This window comes from Amycolatopsis sp. NPDC041971 (genome assembly GCF_055588925.1).
Genome location: NZ_JBVJCE010000002.1, coordinates 576,148 through 588,810 on the forward strand (window position 1 = coordinate 576,148; position 12,663 = coordinate 588,810).

The following is a 12,663-nucleotide window of genomic DNA, read 5'->3' on the forward strand; positions in this document are numbered from 1 at the left end:
CCGTGCCCGGCCGCGAGAAACGACCGGGACACGGAAGGCGATCTGTCAGCAGGGCTGCAACAGCCAGCAGAGCCGGTAGTTCGCCCGGTAGGTCGTGGGCGTGCCCGGCGCGACGATGTTCTGTGTCCGCGCGCCGCCGTGCGCCCAGCTGGTGAAGGCGTACTTCAGGTTGAGCGGGGGCAGGTTCTGCGGGCTGTCCGCGCTGATCGAGTTGGTGGATCCGGCGATCACCGTCCGCGAGAACGGCGTGCGTTGCTGTGTGCCGCCGACGGTGAGCGTCACTTGGCTGGGATTTGAGGTGAAGCTCAGCGACACCGTCTTCGGCTGCAGGTCGATGGTCTTGGAACCGGTGCGACCGCCCGAATCGGTCGCCGTGAGGGTCAGCTGCAGATACGACGGGTAGTCGTGGTCCGGTGCGACGAACGAGCCGGACGCGACGCCGGGGAAGTCCTGGACGTTGTGCGTATGGCAGGTGCCGTTCGTCGCGCAGTGCCGGATCGCGAGCCGCCAGGACAGTGCCGACGCCGGGAGCTGGCCGTCCTGGGCGTCGACAGCGCGGCCGGAGAACGACACGGTCTGGCCGACCGACCAGGTCAGCGTGCCTGCCGGGCTGTCGATGACCGGCACCGGATCGAGGCCCTCCGGGTTCCCTACGGTGACCCGCACGATCGTGGTCGCGCCGGCGCCGCGGGAGTCCGTCACCCGTAGTCCTGCGTCGACGGCGGCGGCCGCGGTGTAGGTCCAGGTGGGGTTGGCGGCCGACGAGTCGTCGTACGCGCCGTCGGCGTCGAGGTCCCAGGCGTAGGACAGCGTATCGCCGACGTCCGGGTCGGTGGAGGAGGTGCCGTCGAACTGGACCGTCAGTGGGGCGGGCCCGCTCGTAGGACTCGCCGTGGCCACCGCGGAAGGCGGCCGGTTCGTGCCGCCAAGATGGCTCACACGACGGAGTTCGCCGCTGCCCAGCGCGACGTAGAACAGGTCGCCGCCCGGTCCGGTGAGTACTTGCACCGGTAGGTTGACACCGGTCACGAACGGCACGAGACGGTTCGCGTTCGGCTGACCGTCGACGGCCTGCATGGCCCAGATGCAACCACGGGAGGAGTCGGAGAAGAACAACGCGCCGGAGTACTCGGCGGGGTAGTTGCTCCCGGACTCGAAGGCGATCCCGCTGATCGAAGAGCCACCCGTGGGGCACGGATCACTCGCGACCACCTTGGCGCGGTGGTTGTAGGCGTAGTACGGGGTGGAGTGCCCGCCGGAGGTGTAGAGGGACTCGCACCGGTCGAGGTTCGCGCCGTCGTAACCGGCCTGCCTGGCGCCGCCCTCGAAACAGGGCCAGCCGAAGTTCTCCGCCACGCCATCGCCGACGTCGGCGACGCGGTTGATCTCCTCCCAGGTGTCCCAGCCGACGTCGCCCGCCCAGAGCTCTCGGGTGCCCGGCCGGAAGCCGAACCGGAACTGGTTCCGCGCACCGTAGGCGATCACTCGCCGGGCGTTGGCGTCGGTGCTGTTCGCGAAGGGGTTGCCGGGCAGGCCTTCGCCGGTATCGGGATCGATGCGCAGCAACGTGCCGTTGAGCAGGACCGGCTGCCCGGCGGGGCGTCGCGGCGACTGCGAACGCAGTGCGCCACCCTCGGCCGCCGGCGGCGACAGGTTCGTCCCGGCGGGGGAGGGCGGATCGGCGCAAGGGTTCCCGACCTGGCCGTAGTCGGCGAAGGTGAAGCTGGCGCCGTCGCCACCGCCCGCGTACAGGGCGCCGTCCGGCCCGAAGGCGAGAGCGCCGACGGAGTGGCTGGGGAACTGCTGGCACCAGCCGGTGACCAGCGGCTTCTCGCTGACGGCCGCACCTGCCGGGCCCATGGTCAGCTGGGAGACGCGGCCGGTGACGACACACCCTTTGTCGGTCGCACCTGGCGGGGTCGGGCAGGCGTCACCCCACCTCGGCGCGGTACCACCGGGCTCCGCGTCGAAAGTGTAGGAGACGTAGACGTACGGCCTGGCGGGAAAAGCGGGGTCGACGGCCAGTCCGAGCAGGCCGCGGTCCCAGAAATCCTGTGTCTGCGGACGGAGATCGGCGAAGACCGTCGCCGTCGTGTCGGCGAGCGAATCGAAGACCTTGACCAGGCCGCTCTTCTCCGCGACGAACACCCGCCCATCCGGCGCGAACGCGGTGGCGGTCGGCGAGCTGAGCCCGCCGATCGCCACCGTGTCGGTGAAACCGGCGGGCACGGCGGCTTCGGCGGGCGCCACGGTGACGAGCCCGACGGCGAGCGCGCCGATCAGCGGGCCGACCACGCCCACCGCCAACGCGCGCCGTGATCTTCGAGGGAACAAGGGACGACGAGATTTCGACATACGAACTCCTCCTGCGCAGGGACCGAACAGAACGCGGCAGCTGTCCGGTATGGCGCGGCGAGGCCGAAAGTTGTTACGTCTCTGACAGAAAATGCGCACAATTCGCTAAATACGGGCCGAGCGTCGGGAGCCCCCCCCGGAGAGCCTCAACCGGAAAAGTTGGAAACTGAGTCACCGCGACGGCAAGCTGTTTGTCATTTTGGCCGTCTTTTCGAAGACGTATTTCACGCCCTCGACGGAGGAAACCCGCAGGACATCGCTGCTTGTGGGGAAAGGATCTTGCCTGCCGGCTCTACGCCCCTGGCACGTCCCGAAAGTGGCTATCGCGACGCCGGTGCGGCGGGGATGTGCCCCGGGGCCGTGACTCCGCTCCAGCGTTCGTCCATTGTGGATCAGCGGTAGGCGCGCAGGAACACGTCCACCCCGTCGGCGAGGATCTCCGACTTGCTCACGGTGCCCGCCAGTCCCGATCACCGCCGAAGCCCTCGCGCGACGGGACAGCAGGCTGCGCGGCCTGACCACCTCGGTGCCGGAAACCGGGCGACCGGCCCACACCGCTCTCACCCTGCCGGAGCCCATCGCCGAGCCGCAGCCCGGCTGAACGGTCGCGGCGTCTGCCGTCGTCGCTCGCGACTAGCGCGGTATCGTCGACAACGTCGGTGTCGGCGATATCGAGTCGCGTGTGACGGAAAAGACGGCGAGGAAGTAGTTCGCCTGAACGCAGTTGACGTTCTCCCCGCCGGTCAGTTCCGCGGTGAGCGCGTCGCGCTCGACGGTCAGTTCCGCGCCGTCCTCGGCGCAGCCGGGCACGGCGAAGGCGAAACCGCGCCGGTCGGCAGGTGGGACGAACGACAAAGCCGCACGCACTTCGCCCAGGTTCGTGAGCCCGGCGCGTTCCAGAGTTCGCTGGAACTCCTGAGCAGCGGCCGTTCCGAGTTCCGCCGGCCGCAGATCCGCGAACTGGGTGCTCGAGCCGCCGAGCCCCGCGAATGCCTCCAGCTTCGCCGGATGCTTGCCGGTGCCCGGTCCGCTTCCTGTGCCACATCCCGCCACGAGCAGCAGAAGGCACGCTGCGATCCATCTCATGCGCCGAAGACGTAGCGGGCCGCTCCGTCGGTTGCGCGGCTTCGGTATCGAAGCGATATCTGTCCGGCCTACGACCTAGCGAGCGCGGTCGACCACGTCAGCCGCACTATCGGGTTCGACTCCGCTTCGTCGTCGAGTGGACCCGATCGGTGGTCAGTGGGTGATCTTCCGGTGGAAGCACACTCGGTCCCGGCCGGGGCCGTCGTAGTCGCTGTGCAGGGGAAGGCCGTCGACCACTCGGTCGCCGGTTTCGAGCCTGAATCCCATGGCCCGGTGAAAGGCGATGGATCCGGTGTTGCCCGGCGAGGTGACCGCACGGACTTCCGTACGGCCCACCTCGGCGGCGCGCTGGAAGAAGGTCTTGTAAAGGCGGCGGGCCGTCCCCTGGCCGCGAAGATCGGGGTCCACTCCCACGAAATGGATGTACGCCTCGGTGGCATTGTCAGGTGCGTAGAAGCCGACGAGGAATGCCCTGATGCCCGCTTCGTCCTCCAGGACCAGGCTCGTGCTGGAGAAGAATTGCAAGAACAGTTTGGGGAGCAGGAGGGAAAGCTCGCGGGCCTGAGCGGGGGTGCGCGAGTCACCCCACCACTCCTGTACGCATTCGACGATCGCGCCGTGGTCGGAGAGGTGAGCTCGGCGGGGCTCGGGCATGTCGTCCCCCTCTCGGAGTCAAGGTATCGATGATCTTGGTTCGACGGTGTCTCACCATCGCCAGTCATGTGCCAAGGTATCTCTCTGAGGTCGGGTTCGTGAACCAGTGACACGATACCCGTCTCGGGCGAAAACTTTTCACTATAGCACCCGGTGCCGGAGGAAGGCCATCTTTCGGTGTTGTAGAATCACGCGTCTGGGTGATGCTTTTCGGTTCGACCTGTGCCGGTGAATCACCCATTGAGAACGACGAGGTTTCTCGAGCTATCCGTATGGTGGATGCGCAGGACACTGCGATCCGTGCTGCACCGTTGGCAAGATTTTCGGACTGGGACATAGGGGATCATCGCTTGAGCAGCGTTCAACTGACCGATTCGCCGTCGGTGGCGGAGCCGGGCCGCGGCGGGGACGAACCGACAAGCGATGGCCGGATGTCCTCGCGCCGGGGGTTCCTGGGAGCCGCCGCCTCGGTCATCGTCGGCACCGTGCTGATCGCCGTCCACGCGAGCTTCTACGGCAACTGGATGATCGACGACGCGGCCATCACCTTCGCCTACTCCCGGAACCTCGCCGACGGCTTCGGGCCGGTGCTCCAGCCGGGAGTGGAACCCGTCGAGGGCTTCTCGAACCCGGTGTGGATGGCGCTGCTCGCCCTCGGCAAGCTGCTCGGCCTGTTCGACCACGGCACGATCTTCGGCGTCCCCGATTACGTCTTGTTCCCCAAGGGACTGGCGCTGCTTTGCTGCATGGCCATCCTGGCACTGGGGTACGTCGGGGCGAAGCGCCTGACGCCCCGGCCGGCCTTGGTCACGCTGATCGCCGGTACGGCGCTCGCGGCCAACCCCTCGTTCGTCATCTGGTGCTTCTCCGGGCTGGAGAACTCGGTATACGCCCTCATGGTCACCGCTCTCGCCGTGGTCACCCTGTGCGGCGTCGACTCCGGCACGCTCCTGACGCCGAAGATCGCCATGTCGACAGGCGCGCTCGCCGCCCTCGCCGGGCTGAGCCGTCCGGACGGGGTCATCTACGCGGCCGCGTTCCCGATCGTGGTCGCGCTGTTCACCCGCCGCGGCGGCGTGCCCCCCGCCATCCGGGCGGTGCTGCTGTCCGCCGCCGGGTTCATTGTCCCCTTCGGCGGCTACCTGCTGTTCCGCTGGATCGAGTACGGGCGACTGCTGCCCAACACCGCGATCGCCAAGGCGCAACCGCTCCCGACCATCGAGGACGTCGCCAAGGCGGGGACGGTCCTCCAATACGCGGGCTGGTTGCTGGTCGCGGTCGCGATCGTCTGCCTCGCTCTGGTGATGCAGAAGCCGTCCAAGCTCCGCGCGGGCGTCGTCGCGCTCCTCGTTCCCTTCGCGTTGTCGGTGATCGCCTTCTGTGTCCTCCAGGCCGACTGGATGGGACAGCTTCGGTTCGCGACCCCGATCTGGGCGCTGGGCGCGCTCGGCGGCGCGATCGTGATCGTCGAAACGCTGCGGAACGCGCGTATCCGAGGTCGGATCCTGCTGGCGGTCACGCTCGTCGTCGCGATGATCTCGTCGATCAGCGGGTTCTATACCCAGGGCAAAAGCTACCGGGCCGTTCCGAAAACGCCGTTCTGCAGCGTGGTCGAGCGCGACGCCAGGGTCACCAACGGCGTGGCGGACCTCCTCAAGCTGCCCAGCTCCGCGAAGATCGGTGTGATCGACCTTGGCGGGATGGCGCTGGTCAGCAGGCTTCAGGTGGTCGACCTCGCCGGTCTCGCCGACCGCGTCATCGCCGATTACCTCCGCACCGCCGATTTCGCCGGAGAGCGTCGGTACGTGTTCGACGACCTCCGGCCGGAGCTGATCTCGTTCATCGGCACCTGGGACACCACGCTCGGCTTCGCCCAGGACGAACGGTTCGGGCAGGAGTACGAAGTGCTCTACCGCAGCCCTCGTGACCCGGCCGCGTTCGGTGACGTCGGGGTGTGGGTGCGCAAGGATCTCGTGCGCGACCCCGCGCTCCTCGCCGCGGCACAGCGCTACGTCACCACCGAGACCCAGAAGGTCGTCGCGGCCAACTCGGTCGCGCATCTGCGGTCCTGCGGAGACACTCTCCGTCCCGGCCAGACGCCGTAGCCCGCGGCCGAAGCCACGTACGGTTCTGGCGGTCCGGTATCGCACTGGATGCCGACCGGTGGGTCGGTTCGGTCAACGGCGTGCGAGCCACCGATCGACCTGGTGCGTGGGGGCCCAGGGGAGTACCCTGCCCGCAGGAGCGCCGGGAAGCCTGGTCGGCAACAGCATTCGCCGACCGCGAAAGGGCTCCCATGTCCTCCGTATCCTCGACCCGCCCTCCTGCCGTCCGCATCGACGGATTGACCAAGCGGTTCGGTCGCACCGTCGCGGTCGACGACCTCACCTTGTCCGTTCCCGTCGGCGAGGTGTTCGGTTTCCTCGGCCCGAACGGTGCGGGCAAGTCCACGACGATCCGGCTGCTGCTCGGCCTGATCCGGCCGTCGGCCGGGACGGTCTCCGTGTTCGGTGTGCCGGCGTCGGACGTGCGCCGGGCACACCGGCTGCTGGGTTATGTTCCCGGCGACGTCGCGCTCTGGCCGGAGCTCACCGGCGCCGAAATCCTCGAACTGCTGGCCAGAGTCGGTCCGGCAGTCGATACCCGCTATCGCGCGGAACTCGTGGGCCGGTTCGCGCTCGACCTGGACAAACGCGCGAAGACCTACTCGACCGGCAATCGGCAGAAGATCGCGTTGGTCGCCGCGTTCTCGTCCCGGGCGGATCTGCTCGTCCTCGACGAGCCGACCAGCGGTCTGGATCCGTTGATGGAGCAGGAATTCCAGCGCTGCGTCGGCGAAGCACGAGAAAGTGGCCAGACGGTCTTCCTCAGTTCACATCAGCTAGCCGAGGTCGAGGCCGTCTGCGACCGGGTCGGGATCCTGCGCGCCGGACGGCTCGTCGAAGTCGCCGGGATCGCTGAGCTGCGCAAATTGCGCCGCACCACCGCCGAGGTGGCCTTCCGTGGGCAAGAACCGTCCTTAGTGGGCATACCCGGTGTCGTCGAGGTCGAACGGCTTGACGGCGATCGCCTCCGGTTCACCCTGTCCGGACCCCCGGGGCCGGCGTTGCGAGTGCTCGCCGCGGCCGACGTCACCACGATCTCGATGCGTGAGCCGCGGCTCGAGGAGATCTTCCTCGACTACTACGGGGAGAACGCGCGATGACCACAGCATCGGCGGAAACCCTTGCGACCACGGCGGAACCGGCCAGGAAGGGGAGCGCGGACCGGGCCGTCACCCGCCACTTCGCCCGCAGGACGCGCCGCGGCGCCCTGATCGTCGCCTTCGCCGCGGCCGGGATGTCCGCCCTCGTGGCAGGCCAGTACCAGACCACCTTCGCCGGGGCGCTCGACGGATCGGCGCTCCAAGCGCTGGCGGAGAATCCGGCTATCCGGATCCTGTTCGGTCCACCGGTGGCACTCGATGATCCCGGTGGGTTCACCGTGTGGCGGACGGGGACACCGGTTCAGGTCCTGGTCGCCGTGTGGGCGCTCCTGACCGCGACCCGGCTGACCCGCGGTGACGAAGACGCCGGCCGCGCCGACCTGCTGCTCGCCGGCCGGCTGCGGCCGCTGGACCTGCTGATCCGGTGCCTGATCGCAGTGGGTGCCGCGGCGGTCGTCATCGCCTCGGCCGTGGCGCTGGCCCTGCTGCTCACCGAAACCCGGCCCGCCGGTGCGGTCATCCACGCCGCCGGCCTGCTCGGGGTGATCCTGACCTTCGCCGCCATGGGAGCGCTCGCGGCTCAGGCCCTGCCCACCCGGTCGGCGGCGACGGGCCTCGCCGTCGCCGTGCTCGGCGCGGGACTGTTCCTGCGCATGCTCGCGGACGGCGCCGAGACGCTTTCGTGGGTCGCGTGGCTCACCCCCTTCGGCCTGACCGGCGAAGCCTCGCCGTATGCGGGCAACAGGGTCGCGCCGCTAGTGGTGCTTTTCGCGTTCCCGGTCGTGCTCACCGTCGGCGCGAGCGTGGCCGCCGTTCACCGAGACGTCGGCCGCGGCCTGCTCAACCCGTCCGGCCGCCGCCGGCCGCGGACACGGCTGCTCGGTTCCATCTCCGGCTTCGCCGTACGACGCACCTTGCGTGCCACGGCTGGATGGGCCCTCGGAATCGTCGTGTACTTCTTCCTAGTCGGGGTCCTGATCTCGTCCGTTCTCCGTTTCCTGCAGGAGAACCAGCGGTTCGCGGAGCTCGCCGGCGCTGCCGGGTTCGCCGGCCTCGGAACCGCCGAAGGGTTCGCCGCGGCCATGTTCGGCCTCCTGGCGATCCCGGCCGGGCTCTACGCCGCCACCCGGCTCGCCGCTTTCGCCGTCGACGAGGCCGACCGCAGGTGGACGCCCTTGCTCGCCCTGCCCATTCCACGCCACAGATTCGTTCTCGCGGAGATCACCGTGACGTCCGTCGCGTTGCTCGCGCTTCTCGCCGCGGCCGGGCTGTCGCTCTGGACCGGCGCCACCATCGCGGCCGCGCCACTCGGCCTTGTCCCCGCCCTGACCGGCGCGTGGAACGTGGCACCGGTCGCGTTGCTCTCGCTCGGCGCCGCGGTGTTCGCCCTCGGCTGGGCGCCGCGTGCGGTCGCCGTGCTCGGCGCGCTCCCCGTCGCCGGCGGGTTCCTTCTCAACGTCGTCCTGCAAAGCGTCGAGGCGCCGTCATGGCTGACTTACCTGACGCCCTTCGGTCATCTCGCCGCGGTCCCGGCCGCGCCGCCGAACTGGAGCGCCATCGTCATCCTCCTGGTGGCGGCGGGACTTCTCGTCCTCGCGGGCCTGGCCGGCTACGGCCGCCGGGACCTGACCACCTGATCATGCGTGGTCGGCGTTCGCATACCGTTCGTAGTGGAGCACGGCGCTGAGCGGGAGGCGTTCACGCCAGCCGTGCCGTTCCAGATCGGGAATCGAGGGCAGGTCGCGCACGGGGCCGACGCACAACCATGCCACCGGGCGGATGTTTTCCGGCAGGCAGACGAGTTCGCGCAGGAACTCCTCCCGGTAGAAGCTGACCCAGCCGACTCCGAGCCCTTCGGCGGTCGCGGCCAGCCAGAGGTTTTGGATGGCCAGGCAGACCGAGTACAGGCCGGCGTCGGCGATGGCGTGCCTGCCCAGCACCGCGGGCGCCCCGCGTGACGGGTCGTAGCCGACCACGATGCCTGCGGAAGCCTCCACGACGCCCTCGATCTTGATCCGCGCGAAGGTACGGGCACGCTCGGCGTCCAGTTGCTCCGCGAACACCTCCCGTTCGGTCCGCACGTGCTCCCGGAACTTCTCTCGAACGTCCATATCGGACACGACAATGAAGTCCCACGGTTGTGACAGGCCGACACTCGGCGCCGCGTGAGCCGCGCTCAACACGCGATGCAGCACATCGTCCGGGATCGGGGCCCCGGTGAACTCGGCCCTGGTGTCCCGCCGTTGGAAGATCGTCTCGTACAGCGAGCGCTCGCCCGTGTCCCGCGTCATGGACTAGATCGTGCCTTCCCGGGCCGGAACTCCGTCGGCCAGGGCGTCAAGGCCGGCCAAGGTGGACAAACCGCCGTCGGGCGGGTTCGCCGAGGGGAAGCTGAAGTGATGCGAGCTGACACGGGCTTCTGCGAAGGTGCGACGACGAGTTCCCGGGGAATTCCGGCTTTATCGGGACGGTACACGTCCTTCGAGAACCGGCATTATCTGACCTCGACGGCCGGTAAGGTCACCCGTGCGAGGTTTGTCGGGTGAAGGACGCTGATGAGGCCTTGCTCGTCGAGCAGGGGAAACGCGGCCATTCGGCGGCTGTCACGGCGCGGTACCGCAATGTCGATTACCACGTCGACTACACCAACCAGACCGATGGCGCGCCGGTCAAGGACGGGCGACCGCCTTGGCCACCGCCGCCGTCGGCAAGGTGGCACCGAAGGGCCGAGGCCGGGAGTATGCGCGGAAGTTCGTTCTGACGAGCGAAGAATCGGCTACGGTCGTCCGATGAGCGACCCCGCGAAGATCGGCCCGGTCAAGATCGGGAATGTGCTGTATCCGGTGGCGGATGTCGACGCCGCCGTGCGGTTCTACGCCGGCGCTTTCGGTCTGGCAGCGAAGTTCGTCGACGATGATCGCTACGCGGCCCTCGACGCCGGCGGCATCGCACTGGCTCTCGCCGGCCCGACGGAGGACGTGACCGGTGGTGTGCCCGCGGCGTCGTTCAAGGTTCCCGACGTGGCCGCGGCGCTGGCCGCCATGGTGGAGCGAGGCGGATCCGTCGTGCGCCGACCGGAGCAGGGGCCACACGAGGTTCGGGCCGTGGCTCGCGATCCCTGGGGCAATAGCGTCGTCGTTTACGGACCGCGTTAACGAAAGCCTCCATACTGGATCCGGGGAATTACTCCGACATCGATTCGGCGGGACACCGCGGCTGACGAACCTCTTCGGGTTCCGGACATGCCGACGTCCCGGCCACCGGTGATCGGCCGGGACGTCGGGCACCGTCATCCGGCGGTGGCCGGAACCGGCGCCCTCGTCAAGATCACGGGCAAGGTGTCGTGGCCGTTCATGATGAACGTGCCCTGCGGGTCGAGGTCCTCCGGTTTGACGGCCAACCGAATCTCGGGGAACCGTTCGAACAGCGCGGGCAGGGCGATCCTGGCCTCGAGCCGGGCCAGCGGCGCACCGAAACAGTAGTGGGTGCCGTGCCCGAAGCTCAGGTGTTCCTTGTTGCTCCGGGTGATGTCCCATTCCTCGGCCGAGTCACCGTGGATGTCGGGGTCCCGTCCGATCGCGCCGTACCCCATCAGGATGGGGTCGCCCTTCGGGACGGTCACCCCGCCGATGTGGAGGTCCTCGACGGCGAAGCGTAACGGCAGCATGTTGAGCGGGGACTCCAGGCGAAGCGTCTCCTCGATGACGTCGTCCCACGAAGCGCGGCCGTCCATCACCATGGCGTGCTGCTCGGGGTGCGTGAGCAGCTTGAGAACCGCGTGCGTGACGAGATTCATCACCGTTTCGGAACCCGCGCCCAGCGCGACGAGCAAAGTGCCGATCAACTCGTTGTCGGTCAACCGGTCGTCGCCCTCGGCGGTGACCAGCTCGCTCGTCAGATCTTCGATGGGGTGTGCCCGCTTGGCCCCGATGAGCTTGCCGAACTGCTCGTGCCAATCCCGGATGTTGGCCTCCGCCTCCTCCGGGGTCAGCGACGAATCCGGCATCTTCTCGCCGCCGCGGAGCACCGCCGCGCGATCTTCTTCGGGGACCCCGAAAAGGTCACAGATGACCGTCGCCGGCAACTGGTAGGAGAAAGTGCGTTTGAGGTCCACTGATTCGCCGGGCGGTGTTTCGGCGAGGTCGTCGAGCAGGTGCTGAACGGTGCGTTCGATATAAGGTCGCAGGGCGCGCACGCGTTTCGGCGTGAAAGCCTTGACGATCGGCCGGCGCAGGCGCTGGTGTTCCTCGCCGTACGCGGTCGTCATGTTCTCCATCGTGGGCCAGCTGGCCAGCGGCCAGTCGGCGCCGATCTCGCCGCTGATCCAGGCGGGCCAGTGCATCCGCGGGTTCTTGGACACGTTGGGGCTGGCCAGCAGTTCCACGGCCAGGTCATGCCCGACGACGACCCAGCCCCTGATGCCTCCGGGCAGTTCGACCACGGCGATGCCGGAGCCCTGCTCCTGTAGCGCCTTCGCTTCGCCGTGCACGTCCTGACCGGTCACGTCGAGTTTGTACGGGCAACGGTCGACCATGCGGACCTCCTGCGATGACGAAGTTTCGTTCCGTTACTCCCCACGCTAGGGAACGGCGGCGAAAAGTCGCGTCTTCGACGTTGCGCGAAGCAGGCACCCGAATGCGCCGGAAGCAATTCTCTTCGAGAATTTTCGGCGATCGGCTCCGACCTAGGTTGCGAGGAACCCGTCCAGGGTGCCTGACATGCGACGAGGAGACTCAGTATGGTGCGCTTCGAGATCATCGAGGTCCCGCCGGAGCAACGGCAACGTCGTCAAATACTCCTACTACCTCGACGGTCTGTTGCGGTCCCAGGTCGAGCGCAAGAAGGACAACGGCCCGATCGTCAGCGAGTTGTCACTGAGCCAGTCCATGGTGCAGGTGTACGGCGTGTCCGGCGGTGAGCTGAGCACCGGCGCCACCGGCGACGTCGTCGGCGCCGGGCTCCACGACGCCGACATCACCGCCGGCGGGGCCACGCTCTACAACGCGGCGGGCGCCCGCGACCGGTTGGAGGCGTTCGCCTCGGCGGACTTGGCCCGGCGCGGAGCGTACGCGGAACGGCCACGTCCGGTCGCGGTGACGCTGTCGCCCGACGATCGGCATCTGGCGGCGGGCGCACTGACCACGGACTCCAATGACGTGGTGATCTATGAAGTGGGCGGCGTGACCCCCGTCAACACCCTCGCCCTCGGCAGCGGTGAGACGGTACATCCCCGTGGTCTTTCCTGGTCCGCCGATCAGAAGAAACTGTTCGTGGTGACGCGGTAGCAGAATGACCCCGAGCCACATCTCGAAGTCGAGCGTTATCCGCTCGGCTGGTGAACCCACCGCTTCGGGCTCAGCCCG

General features: G+C 68.2%; 11 protein-coding genes. 6 read left to right on the forward strand and 5 right to left on the reverse strand.

The features are described 5' to 3' along the window. Positions 1-45: 45 nt before the first annotated feature. From ACZ6DT_RS07820 to ACZ6DT_RS07830, 3 genes are all read right to left on the reverse strand, one after another. Complete coding sequence (locus tag ACZ6DT_RS07820) at positions 46-2,355, reverse strand: PQQ-dependent sugar dehydrogenase (RefSeq protein WP_465590281.1); 2,310 nt, start codon at positions 2,353-2,355, stop codon at positions 46-48. A 633-nt stretch (positions 2,356-2,988) separates the two neighbouring features. Beyond that, positions 2,989-3,441 (reverse strand): hypothetical protein, encoded by a 453-nt coding sequence (locus ACZ6DT_RS07825; RefSeq protein WP_465590284.1) that lies wholly within the window; start codon positions 3,439-3,441, stop codon positions 2,989-2,991. A 153-nt stretch (positions 3,442-3,594) separates the two neighbouring features. Next, positions 3,595-4,095: a GNAT family N-acetyltransferase gene (locus ACZ6DT_RS07830; RefSeq protein WP_465590287.1), complete on the reverse strand. Its 501-nt coding sequence runs from the start codon at positions 4,093-4,095 to the stop codon at positions 3,595-3,597. Between the two features lie 350 nt (positions 4,096-4,445). Between ACZ6DT_RS07830 and ACZ6DT_RS07835 the strand changes: the two genes are divergently transcribed. The 3 genes from ACZ6DT_RS07835 (at position 4,446) to ACZ6DT_RS07845 (ending at position 8,937) form a co-directional block, all read left to right on the forward strand. Continuing rightward, on the forward strand, positions 4,446-6,200 hold the full coding sequence (locus ACZ6DT_RS07835; protein ID WP_465590290.1) for a hypothetical protein: 1,755 nt from the start codon (positions 4,446-4,448) through the stop codon (positions 6,198-6,200). 191 nt (positions 6,201-6,391) lie between these two features. Further along, the gene (locus tag ACZ6DT_RS07840) at positions 6,392-7,300 is read left to right on the forward strand and encodes an ABC transporter ATP-binding protein (RefSeq protein ID WP_465590293.1); all 909 of its coding nucleotides are present in this window, start codon (positions 6,392-6,394) and stop codon (positions 7,298-7,300) included. Continuing rightward, positions 7,297-8,937 (forward strand): polyketide antibiotic transporter, encoded by a 1,641-nt coding sequence (locus ACZ6DT_RS07845; protein ID WP_465590296.1) that lies wholly within the window; start codon positions 7,297-7,299, stop codon positions 8,935-8,937. The genes ACZ6DT_RS07840 and ACZ6DT_RS07845 overlap by 4 nt, the downstream gene beginning before the upstream one ends. Here the strand turns inward: ACZ6DT_RS07845 and bluB are convergent, their stop codons facing one another. After that, positions 8,938-9,591, reverse strand: a complete 654-nt coding sequence (bluB, locus tag ACZ6DT_RS07850) for a 5,6-dimethylbenzimidazole synthase (RefSeq protein WP_465590299.1) — start codon at positions 9,589-9,591, stop codon at positions 8,938-8,940. A gap of 251 nt (positions 9,592-9,842) precedes the next feature. On the opposite strand from bluB, the gene ACZ6DT_RS07855 reads away from it, so the two are divergent. Further along, entirely contained in the window at positions 9,843-10,061 is a 219-nt protein-coding gene (locus tag ACZ6DT_RS07855) for a hypothetical protein (RefSeq protein WP_465590301.1), read from the forward strand. 28 nt (positions 10,062-10,089) lie between these two features. After that, on the forward strand, positions 10,090-10,455 hold the full coding sequence (locus tag ACZ6DT_RS07860) for a VOC family protein (RefSeq protein ID WP_465590304.1): 366 nt from the start codon (positions 10,090-10,092) through the stop codon (positions 10,453-10,455). A 134-nt stretch (positions 10,456-10,589) separates the two neighbouring features. On the opposite strand, the gene ACZ6DT_RS07865 is transcribed toward ACZ6DT_RS07860, so the two are convergent. Beyond that, a complete protein-coding gene (locus ACZ6DT_RS07865) occupies positions 10,590-11,834 on the reverse strand; it encodes a cytochrome P450 family protein (protein ID WP_465590305.1) in 1,245 nt (414 codons plus the stop codon). 184 nt (positions 11,835-12,018) lie between these two features. Here ACZ6DT_RS07865 and ACZ6DT_RS07870 point away from each other — a divergent pair, with 184 nt between their 5' ends. Continuing rightward, positions 12,019-12,585: a YncE family protein gene (locus tag ACZ6DT_RS07870; RefSeq protein ID WP_465590308.1), complete on the forward strand. Its 567-nt coding sequence runs from the start codon at positions 12,019-12,021 to the stop codon at positions 12,583-12,585. Positions 12,586-12,663: the final 78 nt, after the last annotated feature.